This window comes from Flavobacterium chuncheonense (assembly GCF_042686145.1).
Taxonomy (GTDB): domain Bacteria; phylum Bacteroidota; class Bacteroidia; order Flavobacteriales; family Flavobacteriaceae; genus Flavobacterium; species Flavobacterium chuncheonense.
This window is the reverse complement of sequence record NZ_JBHUPC010000013.1, coordinates 15,179-30,725: the sequence shown is the minus strand read 5'-3', so window position 1 is coordinate 30,725 and position 15,547 is coordinate 15,179. Positions and strand designations below refer to the sequence as shown.

At 32.5% G+C, this 15,547-nt stretch carries 14 protein-coding genes and 1 riboswitch; of the genes, 12 read left to right on the top strand and 2 right to left on the bottom strand.

Translation table 11 applies throughout. The features are described from left to right. Positions 1 to 105, top strand: a riboswitch (SAM riboswitch). 68 nt (positions 106 to 173) lie between these two features. The 5 genes from ACFS5J_RS07715 (at position 174) to ACFS5J_RS07695 (ending at position 5,500) form a co-directional block, all read left to right on the top strand. Further along, positions 174 to 1,163 (top strand): homocysteine S-methyltransferase family protein, encoded by a 990-nt coding sequence (locus ACFS5J_RS07715; protein WP_379812252.1) that lies wholly within the window; start codon positions 174 to 176, stop codon positions 1,161 to 1,163. A gap of 39 nt (positions 1,164 to 1,202) precedes the next feature. Then, entirely contained in the window at positions 1,203 to 1,343 is a 141-nt protein-coding gene (locus ACFS5J_RS07710; protein ID WP_379811509.1) for a hypothetical protein, read from the top strand. Beyond that, positions 1,330 to 4,008 carry a methionine synthase gene (gene metH, locus ACFS5J_RS07705; protein WP_379811508.1) on the top strand — a complete coding sequence of 893 codons (2,679 nt, stop codon included), beginning with the start codon at positions 1,330 to 1,332 and terminating at the stop codon, positions 4,006 to 4,008. Before ACFS5J_RS07710 ends, metH begins: the two co-directional genes overlap by 14 nt. Before the next feature lies 1 nt (position 4,009). Beyond that, positions 4,010 to 4,966: a methylenetetrahydrofolate reductase [NAD(P)H] gene (metF, locus tag ACFS5J_RS07700; RefSeq protein WP_379811507.1), complete on the top strand. Its 957-nt coding sequence runs from the start codon at positions 4,010 to 4,012 to the stop codon at positions 4,964 to 4,966. A 141-nt stretch (positions 4,967 to 5,107) separates the two neighbouring features. Then, the gene (locus ACFS5J_RS07695; RefSeq protein WP_379811506.1) at positions 5,108 to 5,500 is read left to right on the top strand and encodes a tetratricopeptide repeat protein; all 393 of its coding nucleotides are present in this window, start codon (positions 5,108 to 5,110) and stop codon (positions 5,498 to 5,500) included. A gap of 51 nt (positions 5,501 to 5,551) precedes the next feature. On the opposite strand, the gene gldA is transcribed toward ACFS5J_RS07695, so the two are convergent. Beyond that, the gene (gene gldA, locus ACFS5J_RS07690) at positions 5,552 to 6,445 is read right to left on the bottom strand and encodes a gliding motility-associated ABC transporter ATP-binding subunit GldA (RefSeq protein ID WP_379811505.1); all 894 of its coding nucleotides are present in this window, start codon (positions 6,443 to 6,445) and stop codon (positions 5,552 to 5,554) included. A gap of 117 nt (positions 6,446 to 6,562) precedes the next feature. Here gldA and ACFS5J_RS07685 point away from each other — a divergent pair, with 117 nt between their 5' ends. Next, on the top strand, positions 6,563 to 7,795 hold the full coding sequence (locus ACFS5J_RS07685; protein WP_379811504.1) for a YCF48-related protein: 1,233 nt from the start codon (positions 6,563 to 6,565) through the stop codon (positions 7,793 to 7,795). Positions 7,796 to 7,961: 166 nt separating this feature from the next. Continuing rightward, on the top strand, positions 7,962 to 9,044 hold the full coding sequence (locus ACFS5J_RS07680; protein ID WP_379811503.1) for a chorismate mutase: 1,083 nt from the start codon (positions 7,962 to 7,964) through the stop codon (positions 9,042 to 9,044). Positions 9,045 to 9,075: 31 nt separating this feature from the next. Here ACFS5J_RS07680 and ACFS5J_RS07675 read toward each other — a convergent pair whose 3' ends face one another. Beyond that, positions 9,076 to 9,531, bottom strand: coding sequence for a hypothetical protein (locus ACFS5J_RS07675; protein WP_379811502.1), 456 nt, complete (start codon positions 9,529 to 9,531; stop codon positions 9,076 to 9,078). A gap of 62 nt (positions 9,532 to 9,593) precedes the next feature. On the opposite strand from ACFS5J_RS07675, the gene rsgA reads away from it, so the two are divergent. The 5 genes from rsgA to ACFS5J_RS07650 all read left to right on the top strand — a co-directional run bounded on the left by rsgA (position 9,594) and on the right by ACFS5J_RS07650 (position 15,547). After that, on the top strand, positions 9,594 to 10,571 hold the full coding sequence (gene rsgA / locus ACFS5J_RS07670) for a ribosome small subunit-dependent GTPase A (RefSeq protein ID WP_379812251.1): 978 nt from the start codon (positions 9,594 to 9,596) through the stop codon (positions 10,569 to 10,571). Positions 10,572 to 10,644: 73 nt separating this feature from the next. Next, positions 10,645 to 11,097: a D-aminoacyl-tRNA deacylase gene (gene dtd / locus ACFS5J_RS07665; RefSeq protein WP_379811501.1), complete on the top strand. Its 453-nt coding sequence runs from the start codon at positions 10,645 to 10,647 to the stop codon at positions 11,095 to 11,097. A 1-nt stretch (position 11,098) separates the two neighbouring features. After that, a complete protein-coding gene (locus ACFS5J_RS07660) occupies positions 11,099 to 13,003 on the top strand; it encodes a DUF3857 domain-containing protein (RefSeq protein ID WP_379811500.1) in 1,905 nt (634 codons plus the stop codon). Further along, complete coding sequence (locus ACFS5J_RS07655) at positions 13,003 to 15,009, top strand: transglutaminase domain-containing protein (RefSeq protein WP_379811499.1); 2,007 nt, start codon at positions 13,003 to 13,005, stop codon at positions 15,007 to 15,009. Before ACFS5J_RS07660 ends, ACFS5J_RS07655 begins: the two co-directional genes overlap by 1 nt. Before the next feature lie 211 nt (positions 15,010 to 15,220). Next, positions 15,221 to 15,547, top strand: coding sequence for a nucleotide pyrophosphohydrolase (locus ACFS5J_RS07650; RefSeq protein WP_379811498.1), 327 nt, complete (start codon positions 15,221 to 15,223; stop codon positions 15,545 to 15,547).

The window sequence follows — 15,547 nt, the reverse complement described above, 5'->3', positions numbered from 1 at the left end:
TTGTTATCACGAAAGCTGGAGGGAATAGACCCAATGAAAGCTTAGCAACCCTATTCTTGTAGAAGGTGCTACATTCTATTTCGATTCGTCGAAAAAAGATAACTAAAAGGAATTTCCTCTTTCTTTTTGTGATGCTCAAAATAACACTTAACCAAATGATGAAAGGGAAAGTTATGTCAAAAATTCAAGAAGAATTACAAAATAGAATTTTAGTGCTTGATGGTGCTATGGGAACTATGTTGCAGCGGTATAAATTTGAAGAATCAGATTTTAGAGGAACGCGATTTGCAGATTTTCCATTTCCTTTAAAGGGAAATAATGATTTATTATCGTTAACACAACCCGAAGCGGTAAAAGCAGTGCATCGCGCTTATTTTGAAGCGGGGGCAGATATTGTAGAAACCAATACTTTTTCTGGAACTACTATTGGAATGGCTGATTATAATTTAGAGGATTTGGTTTATGAATTGAACTATGAATCGGCAAAAATTGCACGTGAAGTTGCGGATGAATTCTCTGATAAACCTCGTTTTGTAGCAGGTTCAATCGGGCCAACAAACCGTACAGCTTCTATGTCACCCGATGTTAATGATCCTGGTTTTCGTGCCGTTACTTTTGATGAACTGCGTATTGCCTATAAACAGCAAGTGGAAGCTTTGCTTGACGGGCGATGTGATTTACTTCTAGTAGAAACGATTTTTGATACGCTAAATGCTAAAGCGGCATTGTTTGCAATAGAAGAAGTAAAAGAGGAACGAGATATTGATGTTCCTGTTATGGTGTCGGGGACTATAACAGATGCTTCTGGTAGAACATTATCGGGGCAGACCGTTGAAGCATTTTTAATTTCCATTTCACATTTTAATTTATTAAGTGTAGGTTTTAATTGTGCTTTGGGTGCCGATCAGTTAAAACCTTATTTGAAAAGATTATCCCATAACACAAGTCTAAATATTTCGGCACATCCGAATGCTGGTTTACCAAATGCTTTTGGAGAATACGATCAAACACCTGAAACGATGCAAGCATTGATTCGTGAGTATCTACAAGAAAATTTGGTGAATATTATAGGAGGTTGCTGCGGAACAACACCAGAACATATTCGATTGATTGTTGAGGCTACAAAAGAGTTCAAGCCAATTAAAAGAGAAATACTGATTTAATCAAAGCTAAATGGTAAAGGCTTTGAAAATGATAGAAGAATGAACAAGATAATTCAAAATACAGATTTTCAACGCCTTTATGAAAAACAGTTTGGTAAGGTTGTGAAATACATATCCGATTGTAAAATTTTCTGGAAAGAAGTTTTCAATTATTATAAAAGATTCAATGAGGAATTCTAACGATAAAAAATATTTAAAGCTTTCTGGTTTAGAACCTTTGGTTGTAACACCAGGCAGTAACTTTATAAATGTAGGGGAGCGCACTAATGTTACAGGATCGCGTAAATTTTTACGTTTGATAAAAGAAGAAAAGTATGATGAAGCTCTTGAAATTGCTCGTGCGCAAGTTGAAGGTGGCGCACAAATTATCGACATCAATATGGATGAAGGAATGTTGGATGGTGTGTATGCTATGACTAAGTTTCTTAATCTGATTGCTGCAGAACCTGATATTGCAAGAGTACCCGTGATGATTGATAGTTCAAAATGGGACATAATTGAAGCGGGTTTAAAAGTAATTCAAGGTAAAGGGGTAGTGAACTCTATTTCTTTAAAGGAAGGGGAAGCCGTTTTTATTCATCATGCTAAGTTGATTAAACGATATGGCGCAGCTGTAATTGTTATGGCTTTTGATGAATTGGGACAAGCTGATACTTATGAAAGAAGAATCGAAATTTGTAAACGTAGTTATGAGGTATTGGTTGATAAAGTTGGCTTTCCTGCTGAGGATATCATATTTGATCCTAATATTTTTCCGGTGGCAACAGGAATGGAGGAGCATAAATTAAATGCCTTAGATTTCTTTCAAGCTACTAAGTGGATTAGGGAAAATTTACCTTATGCTGGAATTTCTGGTGGAGTAAGTAATGTATCTTTTTCTTTTCGAGGAAATGATAAGGTGCGTGAAGCGATGCATTCTGCTTTTTTATATCATGCCATTAACAATGGGATGACAATGGGAATTGTTAACCCTGAGATGTTGGAAATCTATGATGAAATTGATCCAATATTATTGGAACACGTAGAAGATGTATTGCTGAATCGTAGAGATGATGCTACCGAACGATTATTAGATTTAGCAGAAAGCTTCAAGGGAGATGTTAAATCTAACGAAAAAGCAGTAGCAGAATGGAGAAGTGGAACTGTTCAAGAGCGTTTGACATATTCTTTGGTAAAAGGTATTGATGAATTTATTGAACGTGATGTTGAAGAAGCAAGGCAAATAGTTAATAGACCAATTGAAGTAATTGAAAAGCATTTAATGAATGGAATGAATGTAGTGGGTGATTTATTTGGTTCTGGTAAAATGTTTTTACCACAAGTTGTAAAGTCGGCCCGTGTAATGAAAAAAGCAGTGGCTTATTTACTACCTTACATTGAAGCTTCCAAAGACGATTCAAGTTCTTCAAGTGCAGGTAAAGTTTTAATGGCGACCGTAAAGGGTGATGTGCACGACATCGGTAAAAATATTGTTTCAGTTGTCTTGGCTTGTAATAATTTCGAAATTATCGATTTAGGAGTTATGGTGACACCAGAAAGAATTATAGAAACGGCTGTAAAAGAAAATGTTGATATTATTGGGTTGAGCGGTTTGATAACGCCGTCTTTAGATGAGATGGTGTATTTGGCTAGAGAGTTAGATAAATTGAATATTAAAATTCCAGTAATGATTGGTGGAGCTACTACGTCAAGAGCCCATACTGCAGTAAAAATTGCACCAGAATATAAACAAACAGTTGTGCATGTAAACGATGCGTCTCGTGCTGTTACCGTTGCATCAAATTTATTGCAGCCAGAAACAAAATTGGATTATGCGAGTGCTTTGCGCGAGGAATATGATAAACTACGTGAGGGCTATTTGAATAGAAGTAGAGAAAAGCAGTATCTGAGTATTAATGAAGCGCGAAAGAATAAATTCAAAATCGATTGGGATGCTTATGTACCGTATAAACCAAATTTTATTGGTACTAAAAATATAGAGGTTAAATTATCTGAATTGGTTGATTTTATTGATTGGACACCATTTTTTCAATCCTGGGAATTGTACGGTAAGTATCCTGCTATTTTAAAGGATGAGGTAGTTGGCGAACAAGCCACTTCACTATTTGAAGATGCACAAATAATGTTAAGCCAAATTGTAAAGGAGCAATGGTTTAAAGCAAAAGGGGTTTTAGGCATTTTTCCTGCTAATCAAATTCAAGATGATGATATTGAAGTACTCTATGCAAAAGGAGTTGCTACATTTTTAACGCTTCGTCAGCAATCACAAAAAACTGTAGTAGCACCCAATATTGCCTTGGCAGATTTTATTGCACCAAAGGCTACGGGTATTCAGGATTATTTTGGATGCTTTTGTGTGACAACAGGTTTTGGAGTGGAGGAACGCGCAATAGAATACGAGCAGAATTTAGATGATTATAATGCTATTTTGGTAAAGGCATTAGGAGATCGTTTAGCCGAAGCATTCGCGGAATATCTGCATTTGAAAGTGAGAAGAGAAATATGGGGTTATGCCTATGATGAGGTTTTGTCAAATGATGATTTGATTAAAGAAAAATATAGAGGAATTCGTCCTGCTCCAGGCTATCCAGCTTGTCCGGATCATTTGGAAAAACCAACTATTTGGAAATTGCTTGATGTTGAAAATGCAATTGGAGTTACCCTTACAGAAAGTATGGCAATGTGGCCAGCTTCATCTGTTTCGGGGTATTATTTTGCTAATCCGCAAAGTAAATATTTTGGATTGGGTAAAATTCAATCCGATCAAGTAGAAGATTATGCGAAAAGAAGAAATATAACAATAGAACAAGCTACAAAATGGCTTTCACCAAATATTGCAGAATAAAATGAAAGTAATTGAACATATCGAAAAGGCAAATGGGAGACCTTTATTTTCTTTTGAAATTTTACCACCTTTGAAAGGACAAAACATTCAATCTATTTTTGATGGAATTGATCCGTTAATGGAATTCAAACCGCCATTCATTGATGTTACCTATCATCGAGAAGAATATGAATATAAGGAACATGGTAATGGTTTGTTGGAAAAGAAAATTGTAAAGAAAAGACCGGGTACTGTAGGGATTTGTGCGGCCATACAAAATCGATATCAAGTTGATGCAATTCCACATATTTTGTGTGGTGGATTTACAAAAGAGGATACCGAAAACTTTTTAATTGATTTGGACTTTTTAGGTATTGAGAATGTAGTTGCGCTTAGAGGAGATGCAGTAAAAAGTGAAATTTATTTTAAACCAGAAAGAGAAGGGCATAGTTATGCATCAGAATTGGTATCTCAAATTCAAAATTTGAATAATGGGATTTACTTGGATGAAGATTTGCAAAATACAACCAAAACAAACTTTTGTATTGGGGTAGCGGCTTACCCTGAAAAACATATGGAAGCGCCAAGTATGGAAAGTGATATTCGTTTTTTAAAGCAGAAAATTGAGAATGGAGCCAACTATATCGTTACCCAAATGTTTTTTGACAATCAAAAATATTTTGATTTTGTGGCAAAATGCAGGGCATCTGGAATTACAGTTCCAATTTTTCCAGGTTTGAAGCCAATTGCAACAAAAAAACAATTGAATTTAATACCGCATCGTTTTAAAGTTGATTTGCCAGATGATTTGATATTGGAAGTACAAAAAGCAAAAGATAATGAAGCGGTGAATGAGATTGGTGTTGAATGGTGTTTGCAACAAAGTAAAGAGCTAGTTGCTGCTGGAGTGCCTATATTGCATTATTATTCTATGGGAAAGGCTGCAAATATTAAGAAAGTTGCAAGTGCAATTTTTTAAATTTAGTTATACAAATACTACTTATATTGTGAGATAAATTGCATTTTTATTCTTGAATATTTATTTTTTTAACATTTTTACGTGTTTATTAAAAAAATATTAGTACTTTTATAGTATCAGATACCTTAAAATCAATGTATTATGAAAAATTTTTGGTTAACCATGGTTTTTTCATTGGTAGTTCAGCTGACATTCGCAAGTGCTTTTGATGATTCTTTACTTGATAAAGCAAGAAAGTGTTATGATAATAAGGAGTATGCTGTAGCAATTGATTATTTTGAGCAATACATTAAAACCACCACAAATAGTGATTTAAAGAATGTTTATATTGAAATGGCCAATTGTTATTTTAAATTAAAAGATAATAAAATGGCGGTATATACCGTTATTGAAGCCATAACTGATTTTGGCTTTAGTGAGGAAGATTTTGTATACAATCAAGTTATTGATCCAGAGCTTTCAAAGTATGCTTTATCAGTGGTTTATGAAGATTTAGAGCAAAAGGAAAAACAATATTTAGCGACAATCGAGTAAATTAAATTTTTGAGTTAAGTTAAGAATAACCGATAGATTTATTTCTGTCGGTTATTTTTTTGATGTCTTTTCTCTGAAGATTTGTTCTAAATTTTTATTCTTCAAATTCATTTGAAGAATTTTATAGCCTTTTTCCTGAGCATAATCAAACACTTTTGAACGCATATCTTCATCAGAATTGAAAATAATTTCCCAGACGTTGTCGTTAACTTTCGCTGCAGAAATCATATTGGCCATAACAATGGTATCAATGATTTTGTCAAATTCAACTTCTATAATTTGTTGAGTATGTTCTTTTACTAAACTTTTTAAGTTTTTATCTTCTACAAGTACACCTTTATTGATTATAATTACCCTATCGCATATTGCTTCAACCTCTTGCATAATATGTGTTGATAGAAAAACCGTTTTATTTTTACCAATATTTTTAATCAACTCTCTGATTTCTAATAATTGATTTGGGTCAAGACCTGTTGTTGGTTCGTCTAAAATTAATACTTCAGGGTCGTGTAATAGAGCACATGCTAAACCGACACGCTGACGATATCCTTTTGATAGTGCTCCAATTTTTTTATTGGCTTCAGGTGTTAATCCCGTCAATTGAATTACCTCTTCAATTCGAGATTTAGAAACTTTATACACATCTGCATTGAAAGCCAAATATTCTCTTATGTATAAATCCAAATACAAAGGATTGTGTTCTGGTAAATAGCCAACAGATTTTTGTACGTTTTTAGCTTGATTGGTAACATCAAAACCATTGACAATTGCTTTCCCTTCTGTAGCACTAAGATAAGTAGTTAAAATTTTCATTAATGTTGATTTACCGGCACCATTAGGACCTAAAAAACCAACAATTTCTCCCTTTTTGATAGAAAAGGAAATATTATTTAATGCTTTTTGTTCGCCGTAAAACTTAGAAATATTTTGAACTTCTATTGACATTTTAAGATAAATTTTGAACAAATGTAATGATTTATCCAATAGATTTTTGTTGTAAAAAATGATTTATGTGTTTAAAAAATGTAACTTTATGTTATATAACAACCTAAACAACAATATATGAAAGCAAATTACTCAAAAAAACTACTAGCGGTGTTTTTTTTATTTTCCGTGACACTTTTTTCACAGACATTTTCTATAAAGCCCTCTGGTACTAATTTTATTTTGTATGATTTATCAATTCCTCCAGGTCAAAACACAATTGCTTATGCTGCTGGTTCTCAGTATACTGTTAATTCGTCGGGTATTATTTTGAAATCTACTGATGGTGGGGAAACTTGGCAAAACAATTATACTTATGCTCAAGGATTTAAAAAAATTGCTTTTGTTTCCACAACAAGAGGTTTCGCTCTAGGATACAATAATACCTTGTTAAAGACAATAGACGGCGGATCAACTTGGGTTAATATCACCGTTCAGAATGATATTTATTACTACAGTCAAATAGAGTTTTTAGATGCAAATAAAGGTTTTCTTTCTGGAATTACTAATGGAGGCCAATTTATAGCTTATAAAACTTTAGATGCTGGTGAAACATGGACAGTTGTTACAAGTACAACAAACTTATTGGATATGTCGGTTTCTTATGTAACAGATAATGTTCTATACTCTGTAGGTGCTAATCAAAAGGTTAGTAAATCAGTTGATGGTGGAAATTCTTGGACGACAATTAAATCTGGGATGATTGGGATGTATTATTTCGCAACTAGTTTTAAAGATGTCAATAATGGAGTGGTTTCTGGAGAAGATGGTGAAGTATTGTTGACAACTGATGGAGGTACAACATGGACAACAGTATGGAATACGGGTTATGAAAACTTTTATGGTTTAAAATTTATTGGAAATAAAGTAATTACAGCAGGCACCGATCATAATATATATTATTCTCAAGATTCTGGAGCTACATGGATCGCTTTAAATACTGCAAGTACTGCAACAGGAACTTTGTATGCTATTGAGGCTTTTGATAATGGCGATTTGCTGCTTTGTGGTTCTCAAGGTTCAATTTTAAAATCAGATAATTTTTTGTTTGCAAGTAACTTTGAAGCAAAAGCACCCCAACTTACACGTAGTTACAATGAAGAAACTAATATCCTAAACATTGAATCACTTTCCAATATAAATATGAATTCGGTAGAATTTGTGTCATTAGAAGGAAAACAAATATTTAAAAGGGAATTAAAATCTAGTGCAATCACATTGGATTTAAATTTTATTCAAAGTAGTGTTTACATTGTAAGAATTGAAATGGAAAATGGTTCACTGCAACTTTTTAAGTTTATCAAAAGGTAGTTGTTTCGAAGTTAATACAGAGTGTTAATTTTTTTTGTTTCTTTACTTTTGTTTTGATTAAAATCCCGATAGATTCGGGATTTTTTGTGTTTTGATATTTAAGTTTTACGATGAATCTAAAATCAATTGCTAAATAAGTTTTATTTTTACTTCAATTATTGAGAATATGGAGAATAGTAAAGCATTGCGAACATGGTTGGACGATTTTCATTTAAATCATCCATTGGTAATCGCAGGCCCATGTAGTGCTGAAACTGAGGTACAAGTACTTGAAATCGCACATGAATTGAAGAATTCAGATGTAACTGTATTTCGCGCTGGTATTTGGAAACCAAGAACACGGCCAGGTGGATTTGAAGGAGTAGGTGCAATTGGTTTGAAATGGATGCAAAGAGCAAAAGAAGAAACCGGATTGTTATTAGCAACGGAAGTGGCAACACCTGCGCATGTTCGTTTAGCAATGGAACATGATATTGATGTGTTATGGATTGGAGCAAGAACAGCAGTCAATCCTTTTGCTGTTCAAGAGATTGCAGAGGTGTTAAGAGGAACCGATAAAATTGTATTATTAAAAAATCCGGTTAATCCAGATTTGTCATTGTGGTTAGGAGGATTAGAACGTTTGTATAATGCTGATATCAAAAAGTTGGGCGTAATTCATCGTGGTTTTTCCACATATGAAAAAACGAAATATCGCAATAATCCAGAATGGCAAATCACGATTGATTTGCAAAATCGTTTTCCAGATTTACCTTTACTATGTGATCCGTCGCATATTGCAGGACGACGTGATATGATACAAGATGTTTCACAACACGCTTTAGACTTAAATTACGATGGATTAATAATTGAAACACATTGTAATCCTGATAATGCATGGAGTGATGCTGCACAGCAAGTTACGCCAACTGTTTTAAAACAGATGTTTTTAGATTTAAAAGTGCGTCAAAAAACCGATACTGAGAACGAATATAATTTGAGATTGTCAAAATTAAGAGCACAGATTGATAATTATGATGAGAAGATTTTGGAAATTTTAGGGAATAGAATGAAGATTGCCGATCAGATTGGGATGTTGAAGAGTGAGAAGAATGTTGCTATTTTACAAAATCAACGTTGGAATGAAATCTTGGATAAGATGATTTTAGAAGGTGAAGAAAAGGGTTTAAGTGGTGATTTTGTTATGCAATTATTTAAGGCAATTCACCAGGAGAGTATTAGACATCAAGAAAAAGTTTATAAAAGCTAGAGTTTTAAAAAGCTACCTAATAGGTAGCTTTTTAACTTTTTTGACGTTTAAAAATATAACGTGTAATAAAAATTCCATTGCCATCTTCTTTTCCTGCATCGCTTTCTACAGCACTGGTTACAAATGCTAAATCCCAGCCTTCTTCAATCATGTTGTTAATTTTTGAAGAGATTACAGCATCATTTGCTGCAATATTTTGAAAGCGAATTCCACCAATGTTGTAGAAGTTTAAAAGTTTAGTTTCTTCAAAATTTTTAACTCGTATGTCGCCTCTATCGCTTTTGTTTCTTTCGTCATCTTCTTCGCTTCTTGTAGAAGTAAAGTCTTTGTAGTTGCGATCCTCGTTTGAAGAAATTAATCGTGATCTACCCAAACCATTTGGAACGATAGATTCTACACTAGTCACAACACGATATTCATAAGTTTGTGCTCTGAGTCCAAACCATGAAAAAAGTGTAAAAATTAATAGAAAGAAGTTTTTTTTCATATTTACAATGATTTGTTGTTCATTCAAATATAGGAAAAAATAAAATGAATTATCTTTGTCGTATGACAGGAATCGTTTATAAATCTACGGGGAGTTGGTATACTATTAAAACCGAAAAGGGTAATTTTTTAGAATGCCGTATTAAAGGTAAGTTTCGCATGAAAGGTATTAAAAGTACCAATCCCATTGCAGTAGGAGATGTGGTAGATTATAATATAGAAAATACAACTGATGAAACCACGGGTGTTATTACACATATTCATGAGCGTAAGAATTATATCGTTCGTAAATCGGTAAACTTGTCAAAACAAACGCATATTATTGCGTCTAATATTGATGTGGTTTTTTTATTGGTGACCATTAATAATCCACCGACAACAACAAGTTTTATTGATCGTTTTTTAGTTACTGCTGAAGCTTACGGTATAGAGGCGGTATTGGTTTTTAATAAAATTGACACTTATAGTGAAGAAACAGTAGATGAACAATTGTATTTGCAATATATATATTCTGAAATTGGATATAAATGTTTACGAGTTTCTGCTCAAGAGAAAAAGGGATTAGATGAGTTAAAAGCATTAATGGTTGGAAAAACATCAATGTTCTCAGGACATTCAGGCGTTGGAAAATCTACTTTAGTAAATGCACTTGAACCTTCATTAAATCTAAAAACCAAACAAATTTCTGAATCACATTCACAAGGACAACACACAACAACTTTTGCTGAAATGTTTGACTTGTCTTTTGGCGCTCAAATAATTGATACTCCCGGTATTCGTGGTTTTGGTGTAGTAGATATGGAAAAGCAAGAAATAGGCGATTATTTTCCTGAATTTTTTGCATTAAAAGATAAATGTAAATTTAACAATTGCTTGCATAAAGACGAACCAAAATGCGCCGTAAAAGAAGCATTAGAAAAAGATGAAATTGCTTGGTCGCGTTATAAAAGCTATACCCAGATATTGGAAGGAGATGATGAGCAATATCGTGCCGATTTGTACGACGCAGATCGTAAAGCAAGTGATGAAACACGTAAATAATTACGGCTAATAAAGCTCTGTTTTTTTGAATATATGATTTAAAGTGTATATTTGGATATTCGAAAAATAATAAATGAGAGTAGTTATTCAAAGGGTTTCGGAAGCTTCTGTTACAGTTGAAGGTAAAAGAATAGCTGAAATCCAAAAGGGATTGTTGATTTTTGTTGGTATTGAAGATACTGACAAACAGGAAGATATTGATTGGTTAGCACAGAAAATTACCAATTTGCGCGTTTTCGCGGATGAAAATGATGTGATGAATCTTTCTGTAAAAGACGCAAAAGGTGATGTACTAATAATAAGTCAATTTACGTTACATGCTTTAACCAAGAAAGGAAATCGACCAAGTTATATTAAAGCAGCAAAACCGAATATTGCAGTTCCATTATACGAAGCCTTTGTAAAAAAAATTGAACAAGAACTTGATAAAACCGTTCAAACAGGAGATTTCGGTGCAAATATGAAAGTGGCTTTAATTAATGATGGTCCTGTAACCATTACTATCGATACTAAAAATAAAGAATAGTATGAGGTTAATGCTTAAAATTTTGACATTGTTTGTAACGGTATTAGTTTCAAACTTTGTAGGTTACTCTTTCGATACAGCTCCTAATATTGATAGTATGTATCACAGAGCTAATGCTGTAATAAATAGTAAAAGCAGTATACTTGAGATAGTTAGTGTTGATAAAATGGTTCTTAAAACAAAAAAGAGAATTACTGTTTTAAATGAAAAGGGTTTAGAAGCTATAGATGCAAATGTTTATTATGATAAATCGATAGCTATAAAGGAGTTAGAGGTCAAGATTTTCAACTTGGGTGGAAAAGAAATTAAAAGGATAAAGAAAAGTGACTTTAAAGATTATAGCGCAACAGGATCTTCTTTTTTAACAGATGATAGGGTCTTAGTATTCGATTATAACCCCGTTAGTTATCCTATAGTTATTGAGTTCGTTAGTGAAATAGTTAGAAAGAATACCGCTTTTTTACCAAGATGGCATCCAATTACAAATTTTAATGTTTCTATAATTAAAGATGAATTTGAGATCCATAATTATTCAGGAATTGAATTAAAGCATAAAACGTTTAATTTTAAAAACTACGGGGGCGTAAATTTTACAAAGAAAGAGAATGTAATGAAGTTTTCTTTGGAAAATTTTAAAGCAATAGATGCAGAGGTTTTAATGCCTAGTTTTGAAAAGATAGTCCCAAAAGCATTTTTTTCATTAGAAAAGTTCAATCTAGAAGGTGTTGAAGGAACGACTGAAAACTGGTCTGAATTTGGGAAGTGGATGTATGAAAGTTTGTTGAAAGATGTGCTGGAATTACCAGAAGCAACTAAAGAAAAAATTCATTCTTTAGTACAAAAGGAGCCCAATCCTATAAGAAAAGCTCGTATTGTGTATGACTATGTGCAAAATTCTACACGCTATATCAGTGTACAGCTGGGTATAGGCGGTTGGAAGCCTATGGAAGCTAAAGAGGTCGCTAAGTTGGGCTATGGTGATTGTAAAGCGTTATCCAATTATACTAAAGCACTTTTAAATGAAGTAGGAGTGCCATCTTTTTATACTATAATTAATGCAGGAAGTGAAAAAGAAGATTTTATAGAGGACTTTGTTTCTATGCAAGGAAATCATGCAATTTTAACAATTCCTAATGGTCAGGAAAATATTTTTTTAGAGTGTACCAGTCAAACAGATCCGTTTAGTTATCAAGGAAAGTTTACAGATGATCGTTTAGCACTTATAGTTAATGAAAATGGTGGAAAAATTGTTAGAACAAATAATTACGGTAGTGAAAAGAATAAACAAGAAATAACAGGTAAAATAGTAATTAACGAAGATTGTTCATTGTTTGCTTCGTCTGAAATTAAATCAACAGGTATTCAGTATGATGTTTTTAGAAAAATAGTTGATGTGTCAGATTCAGATAAAGAAAATTATTACAAAGAACACTACAGTTATATTAACAATTTGGTTGTAAATAAGTCAGAAGTTGCAAACGATAAAGATAAAATTCAAATTATAGAAAATATTGAATTAGAAGCAAAAAACTATGCTAGCTTGTATGGTAATGATATGGTATTTCCTGTTAATGTTTTTAATAGAGATAATTATGTGCCGAAGCGTATGTCAATCAGAAAATTTCCTTTTGAAATTGAAAGAGGTTATTTCGATACTGATTCATTAGATGTTTTTATACCGGATAATTATAGTTTAGATAGCTTACCAGAAAATTTTATTGAAGTAAATAAGTTTGGTGAGTACAGTATAGTATTTAAAAAAATTAATGAATCACAATTACGTTTTATACGAACTCTTTTAATTAAGCCAGGCTATTATAGTAAAGATGAATATGAGGCATTTAGAATATTTAAAGAAATAATAGCTAAAAATGATAATGTTAAAATTTTAATTCATAAAAAATAATGAAAAAACTCATTCGATTATTAGCATTGTTGCTAATAACCAATAACTATGCTCAAAAGATAGAATTGGGAGAAGTAACAAAAGAGGAACTTTTAGAGAAAAGTCATCCTACTGACCCTACTGCAGTAGCAGCCATTTTATTTCAAAGAGGGGAAACTTATTTTGAATATACTTACGATAATGGTTTTACTTTAGTTACAGATGTTGAGACAAAAATCAAGATTTATAAAAAGGAAGGTTTTGACTGGGGTAAATTTGAAATAGAGTTATATAAATATGGTGGTAAAAAAGAATTGGTTACTTTTTCTAAAGCAGTTTCCTATAATTTAGAAAATGGTAAAATAGTAAAGTCAAAGCTTAAAAGTGATGGTGAATTTAATGAAGAATTAAATAGGTATTATGATCAATATAAAATTGCGATGCCTAATGTAAAAGAAGGGACAATTGTAGAATTTAAGTATAGAGTGAGATCACCTTTTATTTCGAGGTTTCCTGAATGGAGCTTTCAAAAAGAAATTCCAGTGAATTATTCTGAATTTTTATCGAGGATACCAGAATATTATGTGTTCAATGTACATCATCGTGGTTGGATAAGTCCACAGATAGATGTTGATGGAAGAGAAAGAACCTTTACAGGTTCTTATAATAAATTAGTTAATGAAGCTGGGGGGTTTAGAAGTGAAAATGGAACGTATGAATTCAAATGTAAAGAGAATTATAAAAAATACACTTTGTCAAATATTTCAGCCCTTAAAAATGAAGGGTTTGTGGATAATTTAAACAATTATGCGGCATCTATGATGCATGAGCTAGTTTCAGTTCGTTTTCCAGATAAGCCTTTTGAAAATTATGCAACAAATTGGGAAGCAGTAGTAGAGTCAATTTACAATGATGATGATTTTGGGGGGCAATTAACCAGTACAGGATATTTTCAAGATGAATTGAGTATAATTCTGAGTAAAGCGACCACTCAACAGGAAAAAATAATGGGAATCTATAATTTTGTGTCCAATAATATAAGTTGGAATGGATATAATGGTATATTTTGTCATAAAGGGTTAAGAAGAGCCTTAATGGATAAAACAGGTAATATTGCAGATATTAACCTATTATTAGTTGCCATGTTACGAAAAGCGGGTTTCGAAGCTAATCCAATTTTATTGAGTACAAAGGCGAATGGTGTTGCACTTTACCCAACAAGAAAAGCCTTTAACTACGTTATATGTGCGATTGAAGTTAATAATGGTTTAATTTTATTTGATGCTTCTGATAAATCAGCGTCTCCCAATTTAATACCTACAAAATGTTTAAATTGGAAAGGACGAATTGTTAGAGCACATGGAAGCTCTGCGGAAGTGGATCTGACACCTAAAAAAACATCAATTAAGAATATTACGCTTATGGCTTCTATACTTGAAAATGGAGAAATTAGCGGAAGGGTAAGAGAGCAAAGATTTGATTATTTTTCTTATTTATTTTTAAAGAATGAAGGGAAATTAAGCAAACAAGATCTTGTAGAATACAAAGAGAAGATTACAAACCAGTCTGAAATAATGAACTATGATGTAAAGATTCAAAGTTTTGATAAACCAATTGTAGAAGAGTATGAATTTAAATCGAATAATTTAGTTGAACTTATTTCTGGAAAAATGTATGTAAATCCGTTGTTGTTTTTTAAGATGGATGAAACGCCTTTTAAGCTTGAGAAAAGAGAATATCCGATTGATTTTGTTTTTCCAAGCCAACAAAAGCATATGGTTACTATTAAGATTCCAGATGGCTATGAGGTTGAAAGTTTACCCGAATCGATTAATTTGACAACAGGAGGTGAAATGGGTAATTTTAAATTCGTTTTGAAAGCTACCGCAAATCAAATTCAACTAATTTCAAGTAGTGAAAGTAATTTAGCAATTGTCCCAGCCCAATATTATGATATTTTTAAGGATTATTATGCTAAAATTGTAGACAAGCAAAACGAGAAAATAGTTTTAAAGAAAAAAAGTTAAGGTTTTTGATAAGTATATAAGGCTGTTTTGAAACAAAAGCTAATTCGACTTATGGTAGCATTTTTAATTTATGCAAGCATGAATTTATTGGTTCTTTAGTTTTTCTATAGTTTTGAGAATGATATTAGTTTTTGGTGACAAGTTTTGTTTTTCAGTTTGACTATGGCAATTTTTGATTTATTAACTTTGTCAAGAATATATATAAAAAGTAATGGATATCAAAAACGCACAATTAGACGTAGATAATTGGATCAATGAGCACGGGGTTCGTTATTTTAACGAATTAACCAATATGGCGCAACTTACAGAAGAAGTAGGGGAAGTAGCACGTATTATTGCACGTCGTTATGGTGAGCAAAGTGAAAAGGAAAGTGATAAGAATAAAGATTTAGGCGAAGAACTTGCCGATGTGGTTTTTGTGGTTTTATGTTTGGCCAATCAAACAGGAGTTGATTTACAAGCCGCTTTTGATAAAAAAATGGATTTGAAAACGAAACGCGATCACGATCGTCATCATAACAATGAAAAACTAAAATAA

What these genes read in the sequence shown, in the direction of transcription:
- metF (WP_379811507.1), top strand. Translation starts at nt 4,010, where the DNA reads ATGAAAGTAATTGAACATATCGAAAAGGCAAATGGGAGACCTTTATTT.
- metH (WP_379811508.1), top strand. Translation starts at nt 1,330, where the DNA reads ATGAGGAATTCTAACGATAAAAAATATTTAAAGCTTTCTGGTTTAGAA.
- ACFS5J_RS07660 (WP_379811500.1), top strand. Translation starts at nt 11,099, where the DNA reads ATGAGGTTAATGCTTAAAATTTTGACATTGTTTGTAACGGTATTAGTT.
- ACFS5J_RS07710 (WP_379811509.1), top strand. Translation starts at nt 1,203, where the DNA reads ATGAACAAGATAATTCAAAATACAGATTTTCAACGCCTTTATGAAAAA.
- gldA (WP_379811505.1), bottom strand. Translation starts at nt 6,445, where the DNA reads ATGTCAATAGAAGTTCAAAATATTTCTAAGTTTTACGGCGAACAAAAA.
- ACFS5J_RS07675 (WP_379811502.1), bottom strand. Translation starts at nt 9,531, where the DNA reads ATGAAAAAAAACTTCTTTCTATTAATTTTTACACTTTTTTCATGGTTT.
- ACFS5J_RS07715 (WP_379812252.1), top strand. Translation starts at nt 174, where the DNA reads ATGTCAAAAATTCAAGAAGAATTACAAAATAGAATTTTAGTGCTTGAT.
- ACFS5J_RS07655 (WP_379811499.1), top strand. Translation starts at nt 13,003, where the DNA reads ATGAAAAAACTCATTCGATTATTAGCATTGTTGCTAATAACCAATAAC.
- rsgA (WP_379812251.1), top strand. Translation starts at nt 9,594, where the DNA reads ATGACAGGAATCGTTTATAAATCTACGGGGAGTTGGTATACTATTAAA.
- ACFS5J_RS07685 (WP_379811504.1), top strand. Translation starts at nt 6,563, where the DNA reads ATGAAAGCAAATTACTCAAAAAAACTACTAGCGGTGTTTTTTTTATTT.
- dtd (WP_379811501.1), top strand. Translation starts at nt 10,645, where the DNA reads ATGAGAGTAGTTATTCAAAGGGTTTCGGAAGCTTCTGTTACAGTTGAA.
- ACFS5J_RS07650 (WP_379811498.1), top strand. Translation starts at nt 15,221, where the DNA reads ATGGATATCAAAAACGCACAATTAGACGTAGATAATTGGATCAATGAG.
- ACFS5J_RS07695 (WP_379811506.1), top strand. Translation starts at nt 5,108, where the DNA reads ATGAAAAATTTTTGGTTAACCATGGTTTTTTCATTGGTAGTTCAGCTG.
- ACFS5J_RS07680 (WP_379811503.1), top strand. Translation starts at nt 7,962, where the DNA reads ATGGAGAATAGTAAAGCATTGCGAACATGGTTGGACGATTTTCATTTA.